26 protein-coding genes are annotated in these 26305 nt (G+C 40.3%); 25 read left to right on the top strand and 1 reads right to left on the bottom strand.

Annotation, left to right across the window (positions count from 1 at the left end):
• Nucleotides 1-16 precede the first annotated feature (16 nt).
• The 15 genes from HNR53_RS14835 to HNR53_RS14765 all read left to right on the top strand — a co-directional run bounded on the left by HNR53_RS14835 (nt 17) and on the right by HNR53_RS14765 (nt 15152).
• Nucleotides 17-877 carry a branched-chain amino acid ABC transporter permease gene (locus HNR53_RS14835; RefSeq protein WP_184527375.1) on the top strand — a complete coding sequence of 287 codons (861 nt, stop codon included), beginning with the start codon at nt 17-19 and terminating at the stop codon, nt 875-877.
• 4 nt (nt 878-881) lie between these two features.
• Complete coding sequence (locus tag HNR53_RS14830) at nt 882-1877, top strand: branched-chain amino acid ABC transporter permease (protein WP_184527373.1); 996 nt, start codon at nt 882-884, stop codon at nt 1875-1877.
• A gap of 139 nt (nt 1878-2016) precedes the next feature.
• On the top strand, nt 2017-2898 hold the full coding sequence (gene phaZ / locus HNR53_RS14825) for an intracellular short-chain-length polyhydroxyalkanoate depolymerase (RefSeq protein ID WP_184527371.1): 882 nt from the start codon (nt 2017-2019) through the stop codon (nt 2896-2898).
• Between the two features lie 22 nt (nt 2899-2920).
• The gene (locus HNR53_RS14820; RefSeq protein ID WP_184527369.1) at nt 2921-4411 is read left to right on the top strand and encodes an acyl-CoA synthetase; all 1491 of its coding nucleotides are present in this window, start codon (nt 2921-2923) and stop codon (nt 4409-4411) included.
• Nucleotides 4412-4502: 91 nt separating this feature from the next.
• Entirely contained in the window at nt 4503-5711 is a 1209-nt protein-coding gene (locus tag HNR53_RS14815; protein WP_343065339.1) for an MFS transporter, read from the top strand.
• 388 nt (nt 5712-6099) lie between these two features.
• Nucleotides 6100-6813 carry a phosphoadenylyl-sulfate reductase gene (locus HNR53_RS14810; protein ID WP_184527367.1) on the top strand — a complete coding sequence of 238 codons (714 nt, stop codon included), beginning with the start codon at nt 6100-6102 and terminating at the stop codon, nt 6811-6813.
• Between the two features lie 15 nt (nt 6814-6828).
• Nucleotides 6829-7908: a sulfate permease gene (gene cysP, locus HNR53_RS14805; protein ID WP_281391842.1), complete on the top strand. Its 1080-nt coding sequence runs from the start codon at nt 6829-6831 to the stop codon at nt 7906-7908.
• A 64-nt stretch (nt 7909-7972) separates the two neighbouring features.
• The gene (sat, locus tag HNR53_RS14800) at nt 7973-9121 is read left to right on the top strand and encodes a sulfate adenylyltransferase (protein ID WP_184527364.1); all 1149 of its coding nucleotides are present in this window, start codon (nt 7973-7975) and stop codon (nt 9119-9121) included.
• Nucleotides 9122-9139: 18 nt separating this feature from the next.
• Nucleotides 9140-9739 carry an adenylyl-sulfate kinase gene (cysC, locus tag HNR53_RS14795; RefSeq protein ID WP_184527362.1) on the top strand — a complete coding sequence of 200 codons (600 nt, stop codon included), beginning with the start codon at nt 9140-9142 and terminating at the stop codon, nt 9737-9739.
• Nucleotides 9740-9815: 76 nt separating this feature from the next.
• A complete protein-coding gene (cobA, locus tag HNR53_RS14790) occupies nt 9816-10595 on the top strand; it encodes a uroporphyrinogen-III C-methyltransferase (RefSeq protein WP_184527360.1) in 780 nt (259 codons plus the stop codon).
• A gap of 280 nt (nt 10596-10875) precedes the next feature.
• Entirely contained in the window at nt 10876-11520 is a 645-nt protein-coding gene (locus HNR53_RS14785; RefSeq protein ID WP_184527357.1) for a 5-bromo-4-chloroindolyl phosphate hydrolysis family protein, read from the top strand.
• A 3-nt stretch (nt 11521-11523) separates the two neighbouring features.
• The gene (locus tag HNR53_RS14780) at nt 11524-12687 is read left to right on the top strand and encodes a toxic anion resistance protein (RefSeq protein ID WP_184527355.1); all 1164 of its coding nucleotides are present in this window, start codon (nt 11524-11526) and stop codon (nt 12685-12687) included.
• A 194-nt stretch (nt 12688-12881) separates the two neighbouring features.
• Nucleotides 12882-13304 carry a universal stress protein gene (locus HNR53_RS14775; protein WP_184527353.1) on the top strand — a complete coding sequence of 141 codons (423 nt, stop codon included), beginning with the start codon at nt 12882-12884 and terminating at the stop codon, nt 13302-13304.
• Between the two features lie 144 nt (nt 13305-13448).
• Nucleotides 13449-13886 carry a GlcG/HbpS family heme-binding protein gene (locus HNR53_RS14770; RefSeq protein WP_184527351.1) on the top strand — a complete coding sequence of 146 codons (438 nt, stop codon included), beginning with the start codon at nt 13449-13451 and terminating at the stop codon, nt 13884-13886.
• A 444-nt stretch (nt 13887-14330) separates the two neighbouring features.
• A complete protein-coding gene (locus HNR53_RS14765) occupies nt 14331-15152 on the top strand; it encodes an alpha/beta fold hydrolase (RefSeq protein ID WP_184527348.1) in 822 nt (273 codons plus the stop codon).
• Nucleotides 15153-15219: 67 nt separating this feature from the next.
• On the opposite strand, the gene HNR53_RS14760 is transcribed toward HNR53_RS14765, so the two are convergent.
• Nucleotides 15220-15441, bottom strand: a complete 222-nt coding sequence (locus HNR53_RS14760) for a hypothetical protein (RefSeq protein WP_184527346.1) — start codon at nt 15439-15441, stop codon at nt 15220-15222.
• A 276-nt stretch (nt 15442-15717) separates the two neighbouring features.
• Between HNR53_RS14760 and HNR53_RS14755 the strand changes: the two genes are divergently transcribed.
• The 10 genes from HNR53_RS14755 to narJ all read left to right on the top strand — a co-directional run bounded on the left by HNR53_RS14755 (nt 15718) and on the right by narJ (nt 26305).
• Nucleotides 15718-16635 (top strand): Na/Pi symporter, encoded by a 918-nt coding sequence (locus HNR53_RS14755; protein ID WP_343065338.1) that lies wholly within the window; start codon nt 15718-15720, stop codon nt 16633-16635.
• 182 nt (nt 16636-16817) lie between these two features.
• The gene (locus tag HNR53_RS14750; RefSeq protein WP_184527342.1) at nt 16818-16955 is read left to right on the top strand and encodes a hypothetical protein; all 138 of its coding nucleotides are present in this window, start codon (nt 16818-16820) and stop codon (nt 16953-16955) included.
• A gap of 145 nt (nt 16956-17100) precedes the next feature.
• On the top strand, nt 17101-17571 hold the full coding sequence (locus HNR53_RS14745; RefSeq protein WP_184527340.1) for a 2-thiouracil desulfurase family protein: 471 nt from the start codon (nt 17101-17103) through the stop codon (nt 17569-17571).
• 128 nt (nt 17572-17699) lie between these two features.
• Complete coding sequence (locus HNR53_RS14740; protein ID WP_246439592.1) at nt 17700-17975, top strand: YqhV family protein; 276 nt, start codon at nt 17700-17702, stop codon at nt 17973-17975.
• 190 nt (nt 17976-18165) lie between these two features.
• Entirely contained in the window at nt 18166-19665 is a 1500-nt protein-coding gene (locus HNR53_RS14735) for a nitrate/nitrite transporter (protein WP_184527335.1), read from the top strand.
• Nucleotides 19666-19782: 117 nt separating this feature from the next.
• On the top strand, nt 19783-20208 hold the full coding sequence (locus tag HNR53_RS14730) for a hemerythrin domain-containing protein (protein WP_184527333.1): 426 nt from the start codon (nt 19783-19785) through the stop codon (nt 20206-20208).
• Between the two features lie 72 nt (nt 20209-20280).
• Nucleotides 20281-20577, top strand: a complete 297-nt coding sequence (locus HNR53_RS14725) for a hypothetical protein (protein WP_184527331.1) — start codon at nt 20281-20283, stop codon at nt 20575-20577.
• Entirely contained in the window at nt 20558-24220 is a 3663-nt protein-coding gene (locus tag HNR53_RS14720; protein ID WP_184527329.1) for a nitrate reductase subunit alpha, read from the top strand. Before HNR53_RS14725 ends, HNR53_RS14720 begins: the two co-directional genes overlap by 20 nt.
• Complete coding sequence (narH, locus tag HNR53_RS14715) at nt 24210-25712, top strand: nitrate reductase subunit beta (protein WP_184527327.1); 1503 nt, start codon at nt 24210-24212, stop codon at nt 25710-25712. Before HNR53_RS14720 ends, narH begins: the two co-directional genes overlap by 11 nt.
• Nucleotides 25709-26305 (top strand): nitrate reductase molybdenum cofactor assembly chaperone, encoded by a 597-nt coding sequence (narJ, locus tag HNR53_RS14710; RefSeq protein WP_184527325.1) that lies wholly within the window; start codon nt 25709-25711, stop codon nt 26303-26305. The genes narH and narJ overlap by 4 nt, the downstream gene beginning before the upstream one ends.

Below are 26305 nucleotides of genomic sequence, written 5' to 3'. Positions count from 1 at the left end.
GGAGAGGGAGTGCCGAATGGATGTATTTATCAATCTGACGATTAATGGTCTGGCTACCGGAATGCTGATTTTTCTCCTTGCCGCAGGATTAACCTTAATTTTCGGTTTAATGGATGTGCTGAATTTTGCTCACGGTGGATTGTTTGCTTGGGGCGCTTACAGCGGTACTTGGATTTATACGGTAAGTGGAAGTTTTCTCATCGGGATAATCGGTGCCCTGGGAACGGGACTTCTGCTGGGATGGATGACGGAAAAGTGGATCATTACACCCGTTTATGGCAATCATGTCCAGCAGATCCTGATTACTTTGGGGCTGATGCTGGTCTTAGCTGAATTATTAAAGGTTGTCTGGGGTCCAAACCAAATATCGGCCATGCCTCCTGAAGCGTTAAAAGGGAGTTGGCAGGCGGGAGAGGTCGTGATTATTAAATATCGTGCTTTTATCATTGCTGTTGGACTTTTCATGTTTACCATCGTCCAATATATTCTTAAAAAGACAAAGATTGGTTTAGTCGTCCGCGCAGGTGTGATGAATAAAGAGATGGTCCAGTCACTGGGGATTAATATTCAAAGGGTATTTATGTTCGTTTTTATGGCAGGATCTGCTATGGCCGCCCTTGGCGGTGTTCTGTTGGGACCTTATTCCGGGGTCATTCATGCGGGAATGGGAATGGAATTTGCTATCTTAGCTTTTATTGTTGTCGTGATTGGCGGAATGGGCAGTTTCCCTGGTTCCATTCTGGCCGCTGTTTTGGTTGGACTATCCGGTTCATTTATGGCTTACTATGTACCTGATCTAAGCTTAGCCGTGAATATGCTCTTAATGGCAATTGTATTGATCTTCAGGCCGCAAGGTTTATTGGGATTAAAGGGGTGAGAGGATGCTGAGACGAAAAAATCAATCTAGGGTTATTTATCTCATTGCCACCCTCATTCTTCTCATTCTCCCGTTTATCTATGATTCTAGAACTCTTCTCATCTTGCTTACACAAGTGTTTATTTTTTCAATTTTTGCCATGAGCTATGATTTGCTGCTTGGCTTTACAGGGATCGTTTCATTTGGTCATGCAATGTTTTTCGGCATCGGGGCTTATACGATGGGGATTTTCATGAAAAGATTCGAACCCACACTAGCCAATCTTTTCCTTGCTCTTTTGCTGGTTATTCTCTTTACCGCAGTTATCAGCTTTTTTATCGGTCTCTTGACACTCCGCTTGAAAAGTCATTTTTATGCCATGCTTACCCTGGCATTTGCCGGGTTATTCCTTGTCCTGGCGGAAAAATGGCGCACCATGACATATGGGAATGATGGTTTTACCTTTAGAGTGCCTGAACTACTGCGTGACCGGACAGATTTCTACCTGATATGCCTGGTATTGCTGGTCATGGTCTTTGTTTTTCTGCGAAGATTAATCAATTCACCGCTAGGCCGCGTTATTCAGGCGATCAGGGAGAATGAGCAGCGGACGGAATCATTAGGTTATAGTGTGCTGCACTATAAAATCATTTCAAGTGTTGTCTCCGGTGTGATTGCCGGGATCGCGGGGATGCTCTATGCTATTTCTTTACGATTTGTCAATACAAGTGTATTTTCTATCGATATTACATTAGATGCACTATTAATGTCGATTATCGGGGGTGTCGGTACTCTTATTGGAGCGGTCATCGGAGCAGGTTTGATCGAGTTTGCTCATCACTGGCTGACAGCGATGGCGAAAATCCATTGGATCTTTGAGAGATGGATTATTTTCTTTGGGATTATTTACATCCTTGCCGTTATGTTTTTTCCTCAAGGAATTGTTGGTGCACTGAAATCACTGAAGGTGAAGAAGAGTAAAAAACAAGTAGTCAAAACAGAAAAGAATGCTGCTGGATAGGGGGCTCTGAAAGAACATGGAATAACCGCATCGATTATAGGAGTTTCATAGGAATACAACCAAAGATCAGTTACAATAGTGTTACCGATGATAACTGAATTCATTAAATGTTCAGATAAACAGGGAAAGGGAGAGATGAATGAACGCAGTAAACATCCACTATAAATCGATAAAGCTGCCAAACGATGAGACGATTGCCTATCAAGAGCGTGAAGGCGGAGAGATAAATGTCCTGCTGATTCATGGCAATATGACATCTTCGAAACATTGGGATTTAGTATTAGAAAAAATGGATCCAATGTTTAAACTGTTTGCTGTTGACATGAGGGGGTTCGGTGCTTCATCATATCACCGGAAAATCAGTTCAATCAAAGATTTTTCCGACGATATTAAAGCGTTTGTTGATCTGATTGGGCTAAAGAACTTTTCCATTATTGGCTGGTCCACAGGCGGGGCTGTCGGGATGCAGTTTGCGGCAGATTATCCCGGCTGCTGTGAAAAGCTCGTTCTGCTGGCTTCAGCTTCAACTAGGGGTTATCCTTTTACTGATTTGGAAGGGAAGCGCCTGACCTCTTATGAAGATGTAAAAGCAGATCCGGGAAAAACCATTCCGATTCAGCATGCCTACGATACGAACGATTATGCTTTTTTAAAGGCTGTATGGGATAGCCTGATTTATACGAAAAATATGCCAGGTGAGGAGAAGTATAACGAATATACGGCAGATATGGTGACGCAGAAAAATCTGGCCGAGGTGTACCACGCATTAAATACATTTAATATAAGCGATCAGCATAATGGGTTGATCAGTGGAAATGGTCTTGTGCGGAATCTTAAACTTCCGGTACTCGTTCTCCGCGGCGACCGAGATTTGGTGGTCACTAAACAAATGACCGAGGAAATCTTGGCGGATATTGGTCGTCCAGTAAGGTTTGCCGAATTAAAAGATTGCGGTCATTCCCCATTAATCGATGATCTGGCTGGATTGTTGAAACACATTTCTGAATTTTTGTACCAATGAATTGAAGGGAGAGTTATCTCTAATGCAGGAACTGGATTGGATAGGAAATCGGGCGAGATTAACTCCGGAAGCGGAGGCGGTTGCTGATGCAGCCAGGAAAAAGACATGGTCCTATGCCGAGTTGAATCAGAGAAGTACTGCGGCGGCAGCCTGGTTATTGAAACGGGGGATACAGAAGGGGGACAGGGTAGCCTTATTAGCGCCCAATCATATCTGCTATTTTGATCTCTTTTTTGCCTGCGCAAAAATAGGCGCCATTTTCGTCCCGATCAACTGGAGATTGGCTGGAGAAGAAATTGAATATATCTTGCAGGATTGTACCCCAAAGCTTGCAGGAGTGCATCCAAGTTTTCGCGGAAGAATGGAGGACATTCCATTCCTGCAAACAATTTATTTCGCAGTAGAACGAGAAGAGTATCTTGAGAATACGGAATGGATTCCGGTGGAAGCAAAATTATCGAGTTTGGACCCTTTAGCGATCATTTATACCGGGGGTACAACAGGAAAAGCAAAAGGAGTTGTCTTATCCTATCAATCCATCTTCTATAACGCAGTGAATACGATCATGAGCTGGAATTTGACTAGTCATGACGTGACTATTACATATATGCCGTTGTTTCATACAGGGGGATTAAATGCTCTGTCCATTCCGCTATTATTAATTGGCGGGAAAGTTGTTCTTGCCGATGATTATCGGCCTGAAGAGGCGGTCCGTTATCTGATCGATTATCAATGTACCATTATTCTGCTCGTACCGACGATGTATCATATGATGATTCGTACAGAGGTTTTTCAAAAGCAGACTTTTTCACCTTCCATCGTTTTTCTTTCCGGCGGCGCCCCTTGCCCACTGGAAATCTATGCAGAATTTGAGCGAAAAGGTTTGCAGTTTAAAGAAGGCTACGGATTAACGGAAGCCGGTCCAAATAATTTTTACATGGATCTTCAGAAGGTTCATGGAAAACGAGGCTCTGTCGGGCAACCGATGCTGCTTAATGAAGTGAAAATTATTCGAACAGACGGTTCGGAAACAGCACCTGATGAAACAGGAGAGCTGCTGTTAAAAGGCAAGCATTTATTTACAAGCTACTGGAATAATGCTGAGGCAACGGCAGAAGTTCTGCATTTCGGCTGGCTTCATACTGGCGATCTGGCAAGAAGAGACAGGGATGGATTTTATTATATTGCCGGACGGAAAAAAGATATGATTATCACAGGCGGGGAAAATGTCTATCCACTGGAGGTAGAGCATTGGATTTCTAGTTTGCCTCAAGTCAGTGAAACCGCTGTAGTCGGGATTCCTGATGCAAAATGGGGCGAAAAAGTGACCGCATTTATTGTATTGCAGAATAAGACGAGTTTAACATTAGAAGAGTTAAAGCAGCATTGTCAAGTAAAGCTGGGAAGCTATAAAATTCCGAAAGAAATCATTTTCCTTAAGGAGCTTCCAAAGACACCTGTCGGGAAGATTGACAAAAATCAATTAAAACAATTCGGAATGAAACAAGTTTAAAGTAGATTGTTCACAATTTTTCCTCAATTTTTCTCTAAAAGGTATATAATGAACGTTACAGAATTATATACAAAAAATATTGAGGAAACAGGTGAAACGATTGGCTGTCTTAAGCGAATTAGAACATAACCATCAAAAATACAAATTTCGTGATCCAAGCTTTAAGAAAATGATGGCGGCTTTAACCTTTGCATCGGTGATTACGTTTACTAATCTATATTTTGTACAGCCGATCATGCCTTTATTGGTGCGGTCATTCAACATTTCCTCCGCTTCCGCCGGACTTTCTTTATCGGTTGCCGTCATTTCCATGATTTTGGGCTTGATATTTTTCAGCTTTTTATCGGATCGCATCGGGCGGACGAAGGTCATGAATGTTACACTGATTTGCTCGCTCATTCCATTGATCCTGCTTCCGCTTGTCCCGAATTTCGTGCTTTTTTTGCTGCTGCGCTTTTTCCAGGGATTTTTTATCGCGGGGCTGCCAGCCGCCGCCATTGTTTACATTAGTGAAGAAGTTGCCCCGCAAAGTACGGGTCTCGGGATCATGATGTATATCGCTGCTAATGGTGCCGGAGGAATGTTTGGCAGGATTTTTGTCGGCTACATTGCCGATGTTGCCAGCTGGAAGGTTTCGCTTTTCATCTGGTTTTGTTTTGCTCTTATTCTTTTTATCATCTATTATGTTAATCTGCCAAAATCTTATTATTTCCAGGCTAGTCAAGTATCTGCGGGCAAGGATTTAGTCAGTATTTTCAGCCATTTAAAAAACGTTTTGCTCATTCCTGCTTTTATTATGGGAGTTTTATTGCAGTTTTCCTTCACTGGTATATGGACTTATTTGCCTTTTTATCTGGAAAATGACCCGTTCCATTTACAAGTAAGGGATACATCCTTAACGTATTTAGCTTATTTAACCGGCATTTTTGGTTCCATTGCTGCGGGCAGGTTGTCTATACATATGAAAAAGCCGATTCTGGTGACAATGGGTACACTCCTATTAATTGCCGGGGCGTGGCTGACCAATATACCATCACTTCCAACAGTTATCATAGGGCTATGTCTGACGTGCCTCGGATTTTTTGTTTCTCATTCATTAATGTCGGCTATTGTAAATGAGCGTGCTGCACATCATAAGGCAGGGGCCTCCAGTCTATATTTAGTCCATTATTATTTGGGGGTTGCAACCGGGGGGACTCTTGCCGGAGTGATCTGGCAATTCTTCGGCTGGATGGGAATAACAGTAATTTCTCTTAGCTTAGTTCCGATCATGATTTGGCTGAATTTTTATAAACGTTAAATGTGTTCGATTCCTGAACGCGTGATGAGTACAGTGAGTACATTTTTGTCTCACTGTCTTTTTTTATTTACCTATAAAACTAATGATATGAACTTTGGGAGGAAGTTAACTGAATATTTTTTATGCTGCAAAAAATAATTCCGAGTAAGTACATATAATTTATTGACATATGATGAATTTGTGATAAAATTTTTAAAAAGTAAGGCATTTACCTTAAATAAATCTTATTGCTGACTAGACATACTAGAGGCTATCACGTATGGATAATTCTCAAGTTATTACTGTCTCGTCCGCGATTATTTAGAGATGGAAATAACTTTTTTTGTTTACCATGCGTTCATTGAATAGATGACACATAGAACCATTTCAATTAAATGGAGGAGAAAAGATGACAGAGCTATTAACATATGAAAATTTTGCACAATTCCCGTTACAGGATTTTCCGGCCGATGATGACACAAAGGGAGCACTGGAAACGCTGAAATGGGCATATTCCCACTATGGTGATAAACTAATCTACGCCTGTAGTTTCGGGATTGAAGGCATCGTTTTAATCGATTTGATTTATCAAGTAAATAAGCAGGCAAAAATCGTTTTTCTTGATACAGACCTTCATTTTAAAGAAACCTATGAATTAATCGAAAAAGTAAAAGAGCGCTATCCCGAATTAGAAATCGAGCTGAAAAAGCCAAGTTTGACGCTCGAAGAACAGGCGAAACAATTCGGTGAGGAACTTTGGAAGGCGCAGCCGAATAAATGCTGTGAAATCCGCAAAATCCTTCCATTAAATGAAGTATTATCAGGAGCTGTAGCATGGCTGTCCGGATTAAGAAGGGAACAATCTGAAACGCGCCAAAATACTCAGTATATCAATCAAGATAATAGATTTAAATCAGTCAAAATATGCCCATTAATTCATTGGACTTGGAAGGACATTTGGCGCTATGCCCATAAACATCAACTTGATTATAACAAACTGCATGACAACGGTTATCCAAGTATTGGCTGCAGTCCTTGCACACAACCTGCAATTAACGCAGATGACCTGCGATCCGGAAGATGGAGCGGCACTGGCAAAACGGAGTGCGGTCTGCATCTATAAAAGGAGTAATCATCGATGATTTTGACTTATTTATCTGGGATCGTGGCACTTTTCTTTGCCATGAATATCGGAGCTAGCGGTGCAGCAGCATCAATCAGTGTAGCCTACGGTTCAGGAGCGATTGCAAGCAGAAAAAAGGCTTTATTGATATGCGGTATAGCAATATTTCTAGGGGCAGTTACTGGCGGGAGCGAAGTGGCGAAAACGATTGGTTCAGGGATTATTCCACAAGACCTGTTAACAGCTAAAGTTGTTCTTATTATTTTATCCTCCGCAGCTCTATCGCTGTTTCTAGCAAACCTGCTGGGGATACCTCTTTCCACGAGTGAAATTACGGTTGGTTCTATTGTTGGTGTCGGCATTGCCCAGCAGGCACTATATATAAAAAATATTTTTGTGATTGCCGCATTTTGGGTCATTGTTCCCGTTGTCGCTTTTACGATAGCCTTTCTATTAGGAAAGCTTATCGCGGTAGTGAACAAAAAATATCCGCAGTTAAGGGAAAAAAGGGCGCAAAAGATACTGGCTGTTTTTGTGGTCATTGTTGGTTTCTTCGAGGCATTTTCAGCCGGAATGAATAATGTCGCCAATGCGATAGGACCTTTAGTCGGAGCCCATCTTATTTCGATGAACACGGGTATCGTACTAGGTGGATTTTTTATTGCGATGGGTGCTATCCTGTTAGGCGGCAATGTGCTGCAAACCAATGCGAAAAAGATTACCAGGTTCTCATTGCTTGAAGGCGGCACGATTTCAGGCACAGGATCGCTGCTTGTTATTACGGCCTCTCTATTTGGACTTCCGGTACCCCTTACTCAAGTAACGAGTACAGCAATCATGGGGATAGGAGTGGCGAAAAAAGGTAAAAATACAGTTAATAAGCAGGTTATTAGTAAAATTGTAAAGGTATGGGTCGTTTCACCAATTGTCTCATTGGTTATTTCTTATAGTTTGATTAAGATATTTGTTGATAGTGATATTTATACTATTATTGTATTGCTTAGTGTAAGTGTTGCTACTTTTGGAATTTTAAGCTTAGTGAAAACGATAAAAAAAGAAAACAGTTCTTATGTTGAACAGGGTGAAGGGATTTAGCTATATTTCATTTTCTTTAAAACCCATTAAATTTATATGGATCATATATAGGAGGAATTTTGTAATGGCATTAAGTACACCGCATGGGGGAGTTTTAATTAACCGTTGGAATAAGGAATTTGATTATTCACATATTGCCAATTCAATTGAATTAGACAATATCAGCTTAAGTGACTTAGAGTTGATTGGTACTGGAGCATATAGCCCAATCGAAGGCTTTCTTGGTCAAAAGGATTATGAAAGTGTTGTAAATCAAATGCGTCTCGATTCAGGATATGTTTGGAGTATTCCGATTACATTGCCAGTTTCTGAAGAAAAAGCCCAATCAATCGCTGTCGGCGATGAGCTCCGCTTGGATTATGAAGGGTCTACTTACGGAGTGATTACCGTATCCGATATCTATGTACCTGATAAACAAAAGGAAGCAGAATTAGTTTATGGTACAACTGAACTTGCACACCCAGGTGTGGCTAAAATGCTCAGCCGCGGGAATGTATATATTGGCGGAAAAATTACCCTTGTTAAACGAATTGAGCGCGAACAATTTAGTGAGTTCCATTTAGATCCCGTGCAAACAAGGGAAGTATTTCTAAGTAAAGGATGGAAAACGGTTGTCGGTTTCCAAACCAGAAATCCGGTGCATCGCGCCCATGAGTATATTCAAAAAACAGCGTTAGAAACCGTTGACGGTTTATTTTTGAATCCTCTTGTCGGTGAAACAAAATCTGATGACATCCCTGCAGACGTCAGAATGGAAAGCTATCAAGTATTATTGAAAAACTATTATCCGCTTGATCGGGTATTTTTAGCCGTATTCCCAGCAGCTATGCGTTATGCAGGTCCAAGGGAAGCTATTTTCCATGCGATGGTCAGAAAAAATTACGGCTGCACTCATTTTATTGTTGGACGTGACCATGCGGGTGTTGGCAACTATTACGGAACTTATGACGCACAAAAAATATTTAGCAATTTTACTGCAGAAGAGCTTGGAATCACCTTGTTATTCTTTGAGCATAGTTTTTATTGCACAAAATGCGAAAATATGGCTTCAGCTAAAACCTGCCCGCATGGCAAGGAAGATCATGTCATTTTATCAGGTACAAAAGTAAGAGAATTATTACGCAATGGAGAAATTCCTCCAAGTACATTCAGCCGTAAAGAAGTGGTTGAAATTCTGATTGAAGGATTAAGAAGGCACGCGGTTCAATCATAATAAAGGGGGAAAATGAAGATGGGGAAAAATACAAATATTGTTTGGCATGAACAATCATTAACAAAAGAAGAGCGAAGAAAGCAAAATGGACATAACAGTTTTGTCATTTGGTTTACCGGATTGTCCGGGTCTGGAAAATCCACCTTGGCCAATGCTGTTGCCAGCAAGCTTTATCATGAAGACGTTAGAAACTATGTATTAGACGGAGATAATATTCGTCATGGATTAAATAAGGATCTTGGTTTTTCTGAAGAGGATCGGACGGAAAATATCCGTAGAATCGGTGAAGTGGCAAAGCTTTTTGTTGACAGCGGGCAGGTTGTGTTAACGGCTTTTATCTCTCCTTTCAAAGCAGACCGCAATTTAGTGCGTGACTTGCTTCAAGATAAAGAATTCATTGAAGTATTTGTAAAATGCCCGATTGATACGTGTGAAGAGCGTGATCCGAAGGGGCTTTATGCTAAAGCTAGACAAGGAATCATAAAAGACTTTACCGGGATCAACTCTCCATATGAAGAGCCTGAAAATCCGGAACTGGTGATTGAAACAAATAGCCAAAGCATTGAAGAAAGTGTGGAAATTGTATTTCAATATTTAAAGCAACAAGGACTGATCTAAGAAAGTTCTTTGATAAACCATGTCAATTTACAATGACATGGTTTATCCATTTATATAAATGGAAGGTTGGAGGGCAGTGGCAAAAGTATTTTTAGTCGGAGCAGGACCTGGTGATCCTGAATTAATTACTCTAAAAGGGTTAAAGTGCATAAAAAAAGCAGATGTCATTCTTTATGATCGTTTGGTAAATGAGAAAATTTTGCAATATGCAAGAGTTGATGCGGAATTAATATTTTGCGGTAAACTTCCTAATTATCATGTATTACAGCAGGAAACTATCAATCATTTATTAGTAAAACATGCCAAAAAGGGAAAAACAGTGACTAGATTAAAGGGCGGGGATCCGTTTGTTTTTGGACGAGGCGGTGAGGAAGCAGAGTTTCTCGCAAAAAACAGCGTAGAGTTTGAAATTGTACCTGGTATTACATCCGGTATTGCTGCTTCTGCCTATGCAGGAATTCCCTTAACTCACAGGGACATCAGTTCCTCGTTTGCCTTTGTAACAGGTCACAGCAAGAACTTTGAAGAAGACCGGATTAAATGGGAAACCCTGGCCAGCGGGGTAGATACGATTGCTATTTATATGGGAGTAAAAAACCTGCCGCGCATCCAGGAAAGACTCCTGCAATGCGGGAAAAGCCCCGAAACACCGATTGCCTTTATCCAATGGGGGACGTTGCAAAAACAAAAGACAGTCATCAGTACACTTGGTTCTGCTTATGAGTCAGCTTTGCGAGAAAATGTAACCAATCCTTGTATGATTGTCATTGGAGAAGTGGTTAAGCTTCGTGAAAAAATCAATTGGTTTGAACAATGGGGATTAAATGAGCCCCTGCTCATAAATGATGCTCTTTAATAATCAGATTTACCATTGCCACGCCTGGTCTATTAACCAATTAGAATTCTTTTAGAGCGATTAAATAGATTAACAGAAAGATCACCTGGTTTCTTTTCAAAGAAGCCAGGTTTTTTCGTTTTATTTACTCAGTCTCAAGACGTAGATCAAGCTACAGCGCAGTATCCATTTTATTGCAAACATGTAGCATTTCTAATGGAGACCGCTTAAAATAAAGATGAAACCTTCATATGATTTTAATCGTATAATAGATATGCCATTCGACAGGAGTTGATTTTTTATGAAATCATTTTTCCAATTTGTATTACGCTCTGCTGCAGGCGGATTTGTTTCTGTTTTGGTTTGGGCCATTAGCTTTTTAGCCTTTCATGAAGATATTGTCATATCGCTTTTATATGGTCTGGTCAGCGGAATGGCGGTATTCTTCACGCTTAAGTGGGTTAATAGACGTCAATTTCTGCGGAGCAATGGGTTAACAAGAAGGGAATATCAGTATATAAAGAGGAATTTAAAAGAAGCGAAGCTGAAAATTAATCGCTTGCAAAAAGCGTTTATCCGCGGACGTTCTTTATCTAATATGAAGCAAAATATCGATATCATTCGGGTTGTCAATCGAATTTATTTCATTACAAAAAAGGAACCAAAACGTTTTTTTCAGGCTGAACGCTTTTATTATTCCCATTTAGATTCCATAGTGGAATTATCAGAGAAATATGCGTTTTTAAATTCGCAGCCTTCCAAAACTCCTGAATTGGCTGATTCCCTTAAAGAAACGAAAGTAACGATCAACCAGCTTACAGATACATTGGAAAAGGATTTATATATTGTTCTTGAAGATGATATCGACCACCTGCAATTTGAGTTGGACGTGGCCAAACAGGAATTACAAAAACGGCCTTTGGAGATTGAAGATAGGAGGAAATAATAGATGTCTGAGCAGAAAATGGGAAAAGAAATGGAGGATTTATTAAACAATCCATTCGGTGATATAGAAATTATGAATCCCGCTAGATCTGTGCAAAAAGCTGAGCCTAAACCAATGAGAATTATTGATACACTCTCCGACGACAATAGACAGAAAGCATTGCAGTTAGCGGATCAAATCGATACACGCAACCATCAGGCCATTATTCAATACGGAACACAGGCGCAATCAAAGCTCTTGAATTTTTCACATTCCATGCTGGAGCATGTACAGAACAAGGATGTAGGAGAAATTGGCGTCATTCTAGGGGAATTAATGAGCAAACTGGACAATGTGAATCCAGATGAATTATCACCGGAGAAACGCGGACTTTTCTCGAGGCTGTTTGGAAAAATATCCGGGTCTGTACAAGAAATTTTATCGAAATATCAAAAGACAGGTGCGCAAATTGACCGGATTACGGTTAAGCTGGAGCATTGTAAAAATGCTTTATTGACAGATAATATGCTCTTGGAAGAATTATATGAAAAGAATAAAGAATATTTTCTTACATTAAATATATTTATTGCTGCTGGTGAAGCGAAGCTGGAGCAGTTGAGGGATAACGTGATTCCGGGACTGAAACTTGCGGCTGAACAAAGCCAGGACCAAATGCAGGTGCAGGAAGCGAATGATATGATGCAATTTGCCGAACGGCTGGACAAGCGGATTTATGATTTAAAGGTATCGAGGCAAATTACCACACAAAGTGCACCGCAGATTCGTTTGATTCAAAACACCAACCAGGCTTTGGCCGAAAAAATTCAATCCTCCATTATGACTGCGATACCGCTGTGGAAGAATCAAATTGCCATCGCCCTCACATTGATTCGCCAACGCCATGCGGTAGAAGCGCAAAAACAAGTATCGAAGACAACAAATGAACTGCTGTTAAAAAATTCAGAAATGCTGAAAATGAATTCGATCGAAACAGCAAAGGAAAATGAACGCGGTGTAGTGGATATTGAAACATTAAAGAAAACCCAGGAAAATCTTGTTTCTACATTAGAGGAAACACTCCGGATTCAGGCAGAAGGCCGAACCAAACGGCATCAGGCTGAACAGGAATTGATCTCGATGGAACAAGAATTAAAACAAAAACTGCTTAATTTAAAAAATAAATATTAGTATTTTAAGAACGGGGCTGTCCCTTGCTTTTCGGACAGCTCCTTCTATATTTTCATTTGTTTTGCTAAATGACATATTTTTATTTGAAAATTTCAATACTAAAAAAGATAGGTATTATATAATATGGTTAAAAGATCCCATTCATTTGCTCGTTAGGGATACATACTTTATTGGCAATAGGAGGAGGTTATCGTATGTTTAAGAAAATCCTTTTAGCAGCAGATGGTTCTGAACATGCATTAAGAGCCGCAGGTAAGGCTGCGGAAATCGCAAAGCTGGCAGGCCCGGATGCTATTATTGAAATTGTCTATGTAGTTGATTTTGAAACAGAGAAAAACGATGTTCTTCGCAGTATCGATCAGGAAAGTATTAACGAGGAACGAAAACGCCGTCTGCAGTTAACAGAAGGGAAAATTTCAGCCGCAGATGTGAATAGTAAAACGATCATTAAGCACGGGGAACCAGGGCAAACTATTGTCACCTATGCCAACGAAAATGATTTTGATTTAGTCGTCCTGGGAAGCAGAGGATTAAATGCCCTTCAAGAGATGGTTCTTGGAGGTGTCAGCCATAAAGTAGTCAAACGGGTAAAATGTCCAGTAATGATTGTAAAATAATGAGGAGCAATATTCAAAATTGTTTCGAAATAATGATGTTTTTGTTGCGTATAAAGCAATAATGAAATTTTAACATGCTATTTTAATAATATAATTACTATATAAATTAAATGAAGCAAATATCATTGGGGGAGTGGAGGAAAGATGAGTTTATATCAAAAATATGCTTTAACTCGTTTATTGTCATTCGATATGCTAAATGCGATTTGTAATAAAGCGGATGAACTGGGGATTAAAATCAACGCGGCAATAGTGGATGAGGGTGCAAATTTAAAAGCATTTATGCGTATGGATGAAGCAGCACTATTAAGCTCTGAGATCGCTCAAAATAAAGCTTACACAGCTGCAGCTTTTGGAAAAGCTACGGATGAATGGTATTCGATGATTAAAGATGAACCGGCTCTTTTAACAGGGATCGTGCACACCAATAAACTCGTCGTATTTGGCGGGGGGATTCCACTTTTCTTTAATGGAGTGATTGTAGGCGGAATTGGAGTATCCGGCGGGACTTCTGAAGAAGATGTGATATGTGCAAAAGCAGGTTTAGAAGTTTTTGAACTGAATGCGAAACTGGCTGAATAACTTTATCCTTAATTTCATTATGATTAGTGAGAATGAAGAAGTAATAGACTGCGAGTATTGTGCCGTTGTGGTGGAGTATCCCAATACAAAACATTGCTTCTTCATTTTTTTATTCGAATTATTCGATTAACATAATAATAAAAATATTTTTTGCCTTTTTAATCTTTATTCAAGATTTTATTTATTATATTTTGTGAATTGATATACAAACGATAATATTTGAAAAAAATAATCGAAATTAGAAGGTTTTAGAAGAAAAATGTCGAATCTTATTAAGTGAACTGTTTTACAAACATGGGGAACTTTTCAATGATTTGTTTTGGCAAAAAAAGAATACGCAATATTGGTAGTGGGAAACCTTTATATTGTGCCTTATGACTATTATTGTGAAAAAGTAATTTTGCTTAAACAAAGAATAAATATTGGAATGGAGGAAATTTAATTATGGCAACAGTAGAAGAAGGAAAATTTATTGATGTTAAAGGGCTTAACACACATTATCATGAAGATGGACAAGGGGAAGCAGTACTATTAATTCATGGTTCAGGTCCGGGAGTATCTGCATGGGCGAACTGGCGCCTTGTTTTCCCAATTCTTTCAAAACATTTTCACCTTTATGCACCAGATGTAGTCGGTTTCGGATATACAGATAGACCTGAAGGACAAGAGTACAATATCCATGTATGGGCTGATCATATGATCGATTTTCTTGATGCAGTCGGTGAAAAGAAAGTATCGATTATTGGGAATTCTTTCGGTGGTGCTATCGCACTGCATATCGCGAAAAAACGTCCGGAATTAATTAATAAGTTAATCATGATGGGCAGTATGGGAATTGATCATAAAATGACTGAATTAGATGCGGTTTGGGGCTATGAACCAAGTCATGAAAATATGAAAAATCTAATCAAAATATTCGCATACGATCAAAGTATGGCTGAAAATGGCGACTTGGTGGAAATGCGCTATAAATCCAGTATTCAACCAGGATTCCATGAATCATTTTCTTCTATGTTCCCAGCTCCAAGACAAAGACATGTTGGTGCTATGGCATTAACTATTGATGAACTGAACGCGATTGATTTCCCTGCGCTATTAATTCACGGCAGAGAGGATCGTGTCATACCTTTAGAAGAAACAAGTATGAAACTGGCATTGCATATGCCGCAAGCTGAATTACATGTATTCCCGCATTGCGGACACTGGGTGCAAATTGAAAAAACCCATGAGTTTGCTGACCAAGTTATTCAATTCCTGAACCGATAAGAACTAAAAATAGCACTGTTTGCAAAAACGGTGCTATTTTTAGTTCTACCCTTATTTTTTAAGCTACTTATGAAGTTTTCTCCTGACTGTCATGAATATAAATTAATGAACTTCTTCTGATCCAGTATTGAAAGTGATCCATTGGAAAAACCCCTCTGCATCCAGAGTTATTCATTTGTACAATCACACTATCATTTGAAACCTCAAGGATCTTCAAACTATCCGCATTGCTGATATTTGGGACAAAACTTGCTTTTACTTCAAACTCCATATTTCTTTGTAATTCCAAATCGATTACCCCCTGACTTTCTCTTCACTTTGATAAACATTTCACAAAACTATACGAACACATACTAGCCTACCCACAATATGGAAAAATAAACAATAAGTATTAACTCTATTGTAATAGAAAAGACAGATAATCTCCAATGAATTCCAAAATTTCTATCATTTTCCTCAAAATCTTGTTCAAAGTGGATCTTTTTCTTTATTGCAAATAAAAAGTTTCAATAGGGACATGTCCATATTCATAAACCCATATCATTTAGTAATAGGGGGTGAGAGTGTGGTTCTGCTTCTATTTATCTTATTAATTGGATTATTTATTTTGGGGATGTCCATTTTAAGACGCGGTCTGTTTCATTTATCTGGAGACGCTCTGAAGGAATGGCTGGCTAAATTTACAGATGCCACTTGGAAAAGCTTTTTAGCTGGTATATTGATTACTTGTATTTTACAAAGCAGTTCTGCGGTTATGATCATCACAATTGGTCTCATTGCAGCTAAAATGCTGACTTTTTCTCAGTCAATTGGCATTATTTTAGGTACAAATATCGGAACAACTATTACAACTGAACTGATTACCTTTGACATTGAATCCTTTATCATTCCGATAACGATTTTAGCTTTGATTCTGCTGTTTATTCCAAGAGGTAAAGTTCAAAGTTTTGGTATGATTCTGCTTGGCATTTCATTTATCTTTATGGCGATGAACGGCTTCGGACGTCTGGCGATTCCCTTAAAACAACTGGGTATCATTGATATGCTGCTATTGACTTTGGATAACAGTTACATATGGAGTATTTTGACAGGAACCATTATTACCGGCATCATTCAGTCGAGTACTGCCACCGTTGGCATTATTATGGGGTTTTTATCATCGGAGTCAATGGATATCGATACGGGTGTTGCTATTATGCTTGGCTCCAATATTGGTACATGCGTAGATGCTTTTATTGCAGCAATTGGCAGCGGTCGGGAGGCAAGGCTGACAGCCTATGCCCATATCTGGCTAAATGTCCTTGGTGTCCTCATCTTTTTTCCGTTCATTGAGTGGTTATCTAAAACGGGAGCAATGCTGGCAGAGACGGCTGATGTACAACTGGCCCATATCAGTCTTCTATTTAATGTGATCTGTTCTCTTGTTGTATTGCCTTTTGCAAACGCCTTTGGAAAACTGATTTTACTTATACATGATAACTAATAGACAACAGCAAATGACATGGCATTGCAGGCACGATTTTTTGTGAATAGAAGATTAGGTAAGTGATTTGAAAAATAATAAATAATTAGATAACTTGGTAAATGTTATTGACAAAGTACAACAAACTGTTATATATTATATTTAATAAAAATAAACTGTTATATAACAATGGAGGGGAGAAAATGGAATTACAATATAAGGCATATGAATTTTACAAAAGAATATGTGAAAACTATGGGATGGAAGCACTGAATTTCCACCATTTTATTAAAAATGTAACGGAATCCCAGCTAATGGAATTTTGCAAAAATGCTCAATAAAGGAGAATCGATGGAAGATCATGTAATAGAACGAATATCTTAACCCTGCAAACGATAATAATAAATTGCAGGGTTTTTGATGTTTATTACGCGGACTTATCGCCAAAAAGATCGGATACAATAGTTTAAGGAAGGAGTGCATCGCATGATCGTTGTGAGTGCATGTTTAGCTGGGCTTGAAGTGAAATATAACGGGTCGCATAATCTGAATAACAAAATAAATGAATGGTTCACAGAGAAAAAGGCTATTCCCGTATGTCCAGAAGTACTAGGGGGCTTATCGATTCCAAGAGAACCTGCAGAAATAGCAGGTGGCACTGGGGAGGATGTTCTCGATGGTAAAGCAAAAGTGATGACAAATAGTGGTAAAGATGTGACAGAGCAGTTTATTGCTGGTGCGGAAGAAACATTGAAAATTGTAAAAGAGACGGGAGCTAAAATCATCATTTTGAAAGAAAGAAGTCCTTCCTGTGGCAGCAGCATGATCTATAAGGGGAATTTTAACGGCGAAAAAACAGCTGGTAACGGCGTGACAGCAGCTCTCTTAAAACGAAATGGCATCATCGTTGTATCTGAGGAGAATTATGAGAATATAATTGAAAAAATGGAGATTTAAGAGTACATAAACGCTTGGAAAGCTCTAAATAATACCTATTTTTTAGCTTTATCTTTATGGAAGAACTTGTCCTTCTTTTAACAAATTGTGCATATATTGAAGTAAGCATAATGTATGGGGGTGGCAGGTTGTTTCATTTATATGAAAAAGCAATCCTGGGAATGGCGCTATTGCGGATTTTATCAGGCAGTTTAGAAATCATAGTAGCCCTTATGTTCTTAAAATATAATAATCTTGAAAAGGCCCTTATGTTAAATAGCTCACTTGCATTAGTGGGGCCGATCATCTTGATTACAACCACGACCATTGGTTTATTTGGAATTGCCGAGAAGATTTCATTCGCGAAATTATTTTGGGTATTTGGAGGAGTCGCATGTATCCTCTATGGAGTAAAAAGTCAATAGGAACAGATCAAAAGAGGAAAAGAGGATGTTAACATGAATACATCCTCTCTTTGTCATTCCACAGCAGGCAAGGTGGATATGCTGCGGATAACTTAAGAGTATAAGCCAATAATAAAAACATCCGAAATTCGGAATAGAATAAAATGGTATTTAGTCAGATAGTCCAATTTGAAAGGAGGAAAATGAGCGGATGCAAACAAAAAAATGGCAATTACCGCTTCAAACTTTGAGTCTTGTCATAGGCTTCATGGTCTGGGTGATTATATCATCTTTAATGCCGTATATAAAAAAAGATATTCCTTTAACACCAAATGAGATTTCCCTTGTTACAGCAGTACCGGTTATCTTAGGTTCATTATTAAGAATTCTTTTAGGGTATTGGACAAACCGATTTGGCGCCAGAATCCTGTTTTTTATCAGTTTTATTTTGTTAATTTTCCCCGTTGCCTATATTAGTGCGGCTAATTCTATAGCGGATTTACTTATCGGAGGGTTATTGCTTGGGATAGGAGGGGCTGTTTTTTCAATTGGTGTCACTTCACTGCCGAAATATTACCCGAAGGAAAGGCACGGTTTTATCAACGGTATTTATGGGGCAGGAAATATCGGCACCGCCCTCACATCCTTTTCAACCCCGATACTGGCTGATGCTATTGGCTGGCAAAGTACGGTTCGTTTGTTTTTAATCCCTGTTATTTTATTTGCCCTCTTAAATTTTCTGTTCGGTGACAGGAAAGAAACGAAAGCAGACAATCCATTGTCAGCCCAAATTAGGAGTGTTTACAAAGACGAAAAGCTATGGTTTTTAAGTTTATTTTATTTTATCACGTTTGGTTCATTTGTGGCATTTACCGTCTATCTCCCTAATTTTTTAGTGGAAAATTTCCAATTAACATCGGTAGATGCCGGATTTAGAACAGCAGGATTCATTACTTTAGCAACGTTTTTACGTCCAATTGGGGGATGGCTGAGTGATAAATTTAATCCCTTCATTATTTTATTAGCTGTCTTTGGGGGATTAACTTTCTCAGGCGTACTGTTGTCATTCTCACCGAATATAACGTGGTATTCAATCGGATGCTTAACGGTTGCAGCTTGTGCGGGAGTCGGAAATGGTACAGTATTTAAGCTAGCACCCTATTATTTTACCAAACAGGCTGGTATTGTGAACGGAATCGTCTCAGCGATGGGAGGATTAGGCGGATTTTTCCCCCCAATCGTCCTTACAGTTATTTTTAATATAACTGGGCATTATGCGATAGGATTTATGTCACTTGCTATGTTTGCCATGGCCAGCTTTGTGATTGTCGTTTGGATGTATTATTTAGAAAAGATGAGTCTCGACATAAAAATTCTCGATCATATCGGTCAGAGCATGATCGTGACAGATGTAAAAGGAACAATCGAAAAAGTTAATCATGCGTTTACTGCCGTTACCGGCTATCCTTCTAATGAAGTAATCGGAAGAAACCCAAAGGTATTGCAGTCCGGAAGACACGATCAAAATTTCTATAAAAGGATGTGGGAGTCTCTCCAGGAACACGGCTATTGGCAGGGGGAGATTTGGAATAAACGGAAAAACGGCGAAATATATTTAGAATGGCTTACGATTAGTGCCGTAAAAAATGATGCCGGTGAAATAAAAAACTATCTCGCGTTATTTAGCGATATATCCGGGAAAAAGAGCTGACTGCCCTGCATCAGCTTTTTTTCTGTCATGAAGTAAGTTTATTGAATCCGAATATGGTTAGGCTGTTGAATAAAGGAAGTAAGTAGAGCATATACAAGAAAAGGAGATGAAACAAGAATGTCGGGACCGAGTTTAAAAAAACAGGATGCGCATTCATCCATCCATGAAGCGGCATTAAATGAAGCCATTGAATTAAGAGAAATCTTAAAAAAATGCCTCGAGAACAAAGAATCGGAGAAGGCGACGCAGGTTGCACAAATCATCATTGAACATTGGGAATCACGGACATTGAAGCATGCGGAGTCCGAAGAAGACGGTTTATATAAGGAGCTTGTTCAAGAAGATCCCAATGTAACTAAACTTGTCAATCAACTGACACGGGATCACGATTTAATGCGCAGGATTGTCGGAGAAATGAATGAGCTATTAATAAAGAATGAAATGAATGAGAGAATGCTTTCTTTATTAGATGCGCTGATTGTTATAGATTCCATTCATAATGAAGATGAAATGAATAAACTTCTGATTAGAATCAAACAATAATGTTTGGAAAGTTTTAGAAAATGTTGATGATCATGGCAGATGAGTATGCCTTAAGATGGGAGTTGAACAGGTTTGTTTGCATTTGAATCCGAAGTCATGCTCGTACAAGATAGAGAAGATTTAATAGCAGTGCTCCAAATGAGGTTTGGAAATATCACGGGTGCAATGATAGAAGAAGTTTATGCTATTGATGATCTGCATACTTTACAGCGGCTGATCTTAGCTGCAGCCAATTCAGCAGATTGGCATGTGTTTCTGGAAGAATTTTATGCAGGAAACAACTCTATTAGGATAGTGGGAGAAAATTTTAATCCGTTACGAGATTTATTAAAGGGAAGGGGTGATATAAATGGAACAAAAGAAAAATAAATTACTTCATTCATTAAAACATCTTGTTCGTGGTGAGCGGATTAATGAGGGGTGGACAGAAGAAAGCCCTCGTCCTCGTGATTGGGAATCCGTTTATCGAAATCGCTGGGGGCATGACAAAATTGTTCGCTCTACACATGGAGTCAATTGCACTGGTTCCTGCAGCTGGAAAATTCATGTAAAGGACGGAATTATCACATGGGAAACACAGCAAACAGATTACCCGTCAACAGGTGATGATTTTCCGGAGTATGAACCGCGCGGCTGCCCAAGGGGTGCGAGCTTTTCCTGGTATACCTACAGTCCCACTCGTGTGAAGTATCCCTATGTTCGCGGTGATCTTTATGCTCTTTGGAAAGAAGAGCTTTCCAGCTCAGATAATCCAGTTCAGGCGTGGGAGAAAATTGTATCCGACCCAGAAAAGAGGGAGCGATATGTAAAGGCACGCGGGAAAGGGGGGTTTGTGCGGGGGACGTGGAAAGATGTCTGTCAAATGATTGCAGCCGCCTCTATTTATACGATCAAAAAATACGGTCCGGATCGGGTTGTCGGCTTTAGCCCTATTCCGGCCATGTCAATGGTGAGCTATGCCGGTGGAGCGAGATTCCTATCCCTGATAGGTGGTACGATTTTAAGTTTTTATGATTGGTATGCCGATCTTCCTCCTGCTTCACCTCAAGTTTGGGGCGATCAGACGGACGTTCCAGAAAGCGGAGATTGGTATAATTCGAAGTATTTTATTATTTGGGGAACGAATATCCCGCAAACAAGAACACCGGATGCCCATTTTATGGTGGAATCAAGGTATAACGGGACAAAAGTAGTGGGAGTAAGTCCGGATTATGCGGAATACGAAAAGTTTGCCGATCTGTGGCTGCCAGCAAAGGCGGGAACAGATGGGGCACTAGCCATGGCGATGACACACGTCATTTTAAAAGAATTCTATGTTGATAAAGAAACACCTTATTTTATGAAATACGCGAAACAATATACCGATTTGCCCTTCCTCGTCATTTTGCATAAAAAGAGTGATACATATCGTACCGATCGTTTTGTAAGGGCATCAGATATTTCTGCGGAATATGAACTCGGTGAATGGAAAACTGTCGTATGGGACGAAAATACGAAGAATTTTGCTGTTCCAAATGGCAGCGAAGGGTTTAGATGGGACAACGATAATCAATGGAATCTCGATTTAAAAGAGATTAATCCAAAGATGAGCTTTATTGATGAACCGGATGAAGTTGCTTTAATTGAATTCCCTTATTTTGGTGAAAAGGATGGAGGTTCCATTAAGCGCGGGGTTCCTGTTAAAAGGATAACGGATGTTACTGGACAAGAAATGTTAATTACAACTGTTTATGACCTGCTCTTGGCACATACCGGGATTGGCAGAGGTCTTAAGGGGGATTTTCCTGCAGATTATGATGCTGACAGTCCCTACACCCCTGCTTGGCAGGAAGGCATTACGGGGGTAAATCGATTCCATTGTATTCAAGTGGCCCGGGAATTTGCCGAAAATGCAGCCCTGACGGAAGGAAAATCAATGATAGCGATGGGCGGCGGGACCAATCACTGGTTTCATAGTGATCTAATATACCGTTCTATTTTAAATCTGGTCCTGCTTACAGGCTCTCAAGGGGTAAATGGCGGTGGCTGGGCGCACTACGTAGGTCAAGAAAAAGTTCGTCCGCTTGAAGGGTTTTCCCAGATTGCTTTTGCTAATGACTGGGTAAAATCGCCCAGATTTATGAATGGTACGTCCTTCTTTTATTTTGCCACCGAACAATTCCGTTATGAATATGAAAAGAATGAAGAGCAAACCGAATGGGGCAGTAAATATTCTTCTGTACACCCGGCGGATTTTAATGCACTTGCAGCACGTCTAGGATGGCTGCCAAGTTTTCCGCAGCTTTCACAAAATTCGCTGGAAGTGATGAAGGATGTGCGCAGCCGGCACCAAGATGACGCAGATGCTGCCGCGGATATTGCCAGGCAGCTGACGAGTGGAAAGCTTGATTTTGCTATTGAAAATCCAAATGATCCCCGGAATTTTCCGCGTGTCTTTTTTAATTGGCGCTCCAATCTTTTAGGAGACAGCGGGAAAGGGCATGAGTATTTTGTCAAGCATCTCATTGGTGCCGATGATTCTTTGCTGACAGATGTTGAAAATTCATGGCAGCCCGAAGAAATAAATATTTCAGAGAATCCCCCGGAAGGAAAAACCGATCTTTTTGTCAGTATGGATTTCCGGATGACAAGCTCCGGTCTTTTCTCTGATATTATTTTGCCTGCGGCTACATGGTATGAAAAATTTGACTTGAGCAGTACGGATCTTCATCCGTTTGTTCACCCATTTAATGCGGCGATCAATCCTCCCTGGGATACAAGGAGCGACTGGGAGGCCTTTAGGGAAATTGCGAAAAGTTTTTCTGAACTTGCAAGTGTACATCTTCCGGAACAAGAAGATCTGGTAATGTCGCCGCTCGCCCACGATACAATCAATGAAATTGCCCAGCCGTTTGGCAAAGTGAAAGATTGGCGCAAAGGAGAAATTGAAGGTATTCCTGGGAAAACCATGCCGAATCTGAATTTTGTTATGAGGGATTACCCGCATGTCTATGATATGTGGACTACAATAGGACCTAATATCCAAAAGGGATATGGAACAAAAGGTGTGAAAATCCCGGGAGACAAGGTTTATCAGGATTTACTAACCCGGCTTGGTCCATCCAAGCATGAGGGAATTGGTAAGGGTTATCCCGATTTATATTCTGATAAAAAGGCCATCAATGCCATTCTTCTCATGTCCGGTGCCACAAATGGAAAACGGGCGGTTGAAGGCTGGAAATCGATGGAGACCAAAACGGGAAAAAAACTAAGTCATATTTCTGAGGGACGTGAAGAAGAGGATTTTACATTAGAGGCACTAACGGTTCAGCCGCGCCCGGCCATATCAACTCCGGTTTGGAGCGGGTTGGAAAATGACAACAGAAGGTATTCTCCTTTTACGGTGAATAAGGAATTCCATATTCCATGGCATACACTCACAGGCCGGCAGAGCTTTTATCTGGACCATGAAGTGATCCTTGATTATGGTGAAGCGCTGCCTTTATATATTCCTCCTATTACCAAGGGAGCCTTTTTAAAGGGTGAAAAAGAAGTTGAAAATCAAGGGAAGTCCATTTCTTTAAGGTATATGACTCCGCATCAGAAGTGGGGCATTCATACCATGTTTACGGATACTACGAATATGGTGCAATTATTCCGCGGCTGGCAGGTTATCTGGATGAATGAAGAGGATGCGGCAGAAATTGGGATAAAAGATAATGACTGGATAGAGGTATATAACCGCAACGGGGTTGTAACGGCACGAGCAGTTCTTACCTATCGAATGCCGCGCGGTGCCATCTACATGTATCATGCTCAGGACCGGACAATGGGAGTACCGGGGAACAGCATCAATAAGAAGCGCGGGGGTACCCATAATAGTGTCACAAGAATTTATCCGAAAGCAACTCATATGATTGGCGGATATTCACAATTAAGCTATGGATTTAATTACTACGGACCAACAGGAAGCCAAAGGGATACGATGGCGATCATCCGGCCGCTGAAGGAGGTGGATTGGCTTGAGGATTAAAGCGCAGGTGGCCATGGTGATGCATCTTGATAAATGTATCGGCTGCCATACCTGTTCTGTAACCTGTAAAAATGTTTGGACAAATCGGCCGGGTACAGAATATGTATGGTTCAATAATGTTGAAACCCGCCCTGGACCGGGTTACCCGAAAGAATGGGAAAACACGAATCGCTATAAAGGCGGCTGGGTTTTGCGAAATGGAAAACTTCATTTGCGGGCTGGCGGTCCCATTTCAAAACTAGCTAATATTTTTTACAATCCAAATATGGCGGAAATGGATGATTTCTATGAGCCGTGGACCTATGATTTTCAGAATCTTCATCATCGGAAAACGGGTGAAAGTTTACCGGTAGCCCGCCCTAAATCAGTGATTACCGGCAAATTCATGGATAAACCGGAATGGGGACCGAACTGGGATGATGATCTTGCCGGAGGCAAGGAAGTCGTTCCGATGGATCCGAATTATCAAAAACTGCAGGAACATATCGCATTAGAATACGAGAAAACGTTCATGATGTATCTGCCGCGGATATGTGAGCATTGTTTAAATCCATCATGTGTAGCTTCCTGTCCTTCAGGTGCTTTATATAAACGTGATGAGGACGGCATCGTTTTAGTGGATCAAGATGCTTGCAGAGGCTGGCGTTTTTGCATGAACGGCTGTCCTTACCATAAGGTGTACTATAACTGGAATACACATAAAGCAGAGAAGTGTAATTTTTGTTATCCACGCACAGAGGCTGGACTGCCGACCATATGTTCAGAAACATGTGTCGGGCGTATCCGTTATATTGGGGTTGTATTATATGATGCTGACGGGGTAAAGGAAGCAGCTTCTGTTAACGACCCAAAAGAGTTGTATGAAGCACAGCTTTCCGTTTTTCTCGACCCGTTTGATCCTGAAGTGATTGAGAAAGCACAGGAACAAGGGATTAATAATAGCTGGATTCAGAGTGCACAGGAATCACCGGTCTATAAAATGGCTATAAAGTGGAAAATTGCATTACCGCTCCATCCGGAATACCGGACATTGCCAATGGTTTGGTATGTACCGCCGCTCAGCCCGATTATGAATCATATCACAAATGAACAGCAATTGAGTGCTGAAGGCTATATACCGGCAGTGGACCAGATGAGAATTCCACTTGAATATTTGGCTTCCTTGCTGTCCGCGGATGATACGGATGTTATTCGCCGTGTTTTATTAAAAATGGCAGCAATGCGGGTTCACATGCGTGCCAAAACAGTAGGCGGAGCGGATTTGGAGAAAATGAACACACTGCTTTCTGAAGCGAATACGAGTGCGGAGGAATTGGAAGAGATGGCCCGTTTGCTAGCGGTCGCCAAATATAATGAACGATTTGTCATTCCAACCGGCCGGCGTGAAATGAATGATGATTTGGATTATAAAAGGGGAGCATGCAGTATTGAAGAGTTAGCACCGCCTGAAGGGCTGGTCCAATACCCCTTTGAAGGAAGTGAAAATGGATGACAGATGAAAATAAAGCATTGCTGGTGATTATGTCCAGAATATTAGATTACCCGGATAAGTTATTTTTCCAGGAACGGTCTGCTATTGATGAGTGTATTCATGAATGTCTCTCATCAGATCTTCAGCAGGAAGTACAAAAGGGAATCAACCCGCTTTTTAATCTGAAGGAGCAGGAACTGCAGGAACTGTATGTGGATACCTTTGATTACCAAGAACAAACAAACCTATATTTAACAGCACATGAGTTAGGTGACAGCAAGAAGCGGGGGGCTGCACTGATAAAAATTCAAAACCTGATTTATGAAAACGGCCTTGTTTATAACTCTAAGCAGTTAGCTGATTATATCCCCATGCTGCTGGAATTTTTGGCCGCTGCGGGAGAGAAGACTGCTGTTCTCTTAACAAAGAGATTGGCTTATGCAATATACAGAATATGGAGCCATATTCCTTGTTCCAACCCATACTACAATGCAGTTGAACTGTTAATGAAAAATGTCTTTGAGATCCCGCGTTCGGAAGAAATTGCCCAGCTGGAAAAGGAACGGGAAGAAGCAGATCTGGAAGAACTTCCTTATCCATTGCTGTATCGCTAA

Source organism: Bacillus benzoevorans (assembly GCF_014207535.1).
Classification (GTDB): domain Bacteria; phylum Bacillota; class Bacilli; order Bacillales; family Cytobacillaceae; genus Bacillus_BD; species Bacillus_BD benzoevorans.
This window is presented reverse-complemented; position numbering and strand designations above follow the sequence as displayed.

Excerpts from the sequence above, each read along its gene's own strand:
- HNR53_RS14835 (WP_184527375.1), top strand. The coding sequence starts at position 17 with ATGGATGTATTTATCAATCTGACGATTAATGGTCTGGCTACCGGAATG.
- HNR53_RS14830 (WP_184527373.1), top strand. The coding sequence starts at position 882 with ATGCTGAGACGAAAAAATCAATCTAGGGTTATTTATCTCATTGCCACC.
- phaZ (WP_184527371.1), top strand. The coding sequence starts at position 2,017 with ATGAACGCAGTAAACATCCACTATAAATCGATAAAGCTGCCAAACGAT.
- HNR53_RS14820 (WP_184527369.1), top strand. The coding sequence starts at position 2,921 with ATGCAGGAACTGGATTGGATAGGAAATCGGGCGAGATTAACTCCGGAA.
- HNR53_RS14810 (WP_184527367.1), top strand. The coding sequence starts at position 6,100 with ATGACAGAGCTATTAACATATGAAAATTTTGCACAATTCCCGTTACAG.
- cysP (WP_281391842.1), top strand. The coding sequence starts at position 6,829 with ATGATTTTGACTTATTTATCTGGGATCGTGGCACTTTTCTTTGCCATG.
- sat (WP_184527364.1), top strand. The coding sequence starts at position 7,973 with ATGGCATTAAGTACACCGCATGGGGGAGTTTTAATTAACCGTTGGAAT.
- cysC (WP_184527362.1), top strand. The coding sequence starts at position 9,140 with ATGGGGAAAAATACAAATATTGTTTGGCATGAACAATCATTAACAAAA.
- HNR53_RS14785 (WP_184527357.1), top strand. The coding sequence starts at position 10,876 with ATGAAATCATTTTTCCAATTTGTATTACGCTCTGCTGCAGGCGGATTT.
- HNR53_RS14780 (WP_184527355.1), top strand. The coding sequence starts at position 11,524 with ATGTCTGAGCAGAAAATGGGAAAAGAAATGGAGGATTTATTAAACAAT.
- HNR53_RS14775 (WP_184527353.1), top strand. The coding sequence starts at position 12,882 with ATGTTTAAGAAAATCCTTTTAGCAGCAGATGGTTCTGAACATGCATTA.
- HNR53_RS14770 (WP_184527351.1), top strand. The coding sequence starts at position 13,449 with ATGAGTTTATATCAAAAATATGCTTTAACTCGTTTATTGTCATTCGAT.
- HNR53_RS14765 (WP_184527348.1), top strand. The coding sequence starts at position 14,331 with ATGGCAACAGTAGAAGAAGGAAAATTTATTGATGTTAAAGGGCTTAAC.
- HNR53_RS14750 (WP_184527342.1), top strand. The coding sequence starts at position 16,818 with ATGGAATTACAATATAAGGCATATGAATTTTACAAAAGAATATGTGAA.
- HNR53_RS14745 (WP_184527340.1), top strand. The coding sequence starts at position 17,101 with ATGATCGTTGTGAGTGCATGTTTAGCTGGGCTTGAAGTGAAATATAAC.
- HNR53_RS14735 (WP_184527335.1), top strand. The coding sequence starts at position 18,166 with ATGCAAACAAAAAAATGGCAATTACCGCTTCAAACTTTGAGTCTTGTC.
- HNR53_RS14730 (WP_184527333.1), top strand. The coding sequence starts at position 19,783 with ATGTCGGGACCGAGTTTAAAAAAACAGGATGCGCATTCATCCATCCAT.
- HNR53_RS14720 (WP_184527329.1), top strand. The coding sequence starts at position 20,558 with ATGGAACAAAAGAAAAATAAATTACTTCATTCATTAAAACATCTTGTT.
- narJ (WP_184527325.1), top strand. The coding sequence starts at position 25,709 with ATGACAGATGAAAATAAAGCATTGCTGGTGATTATGTCCAGAATATTA.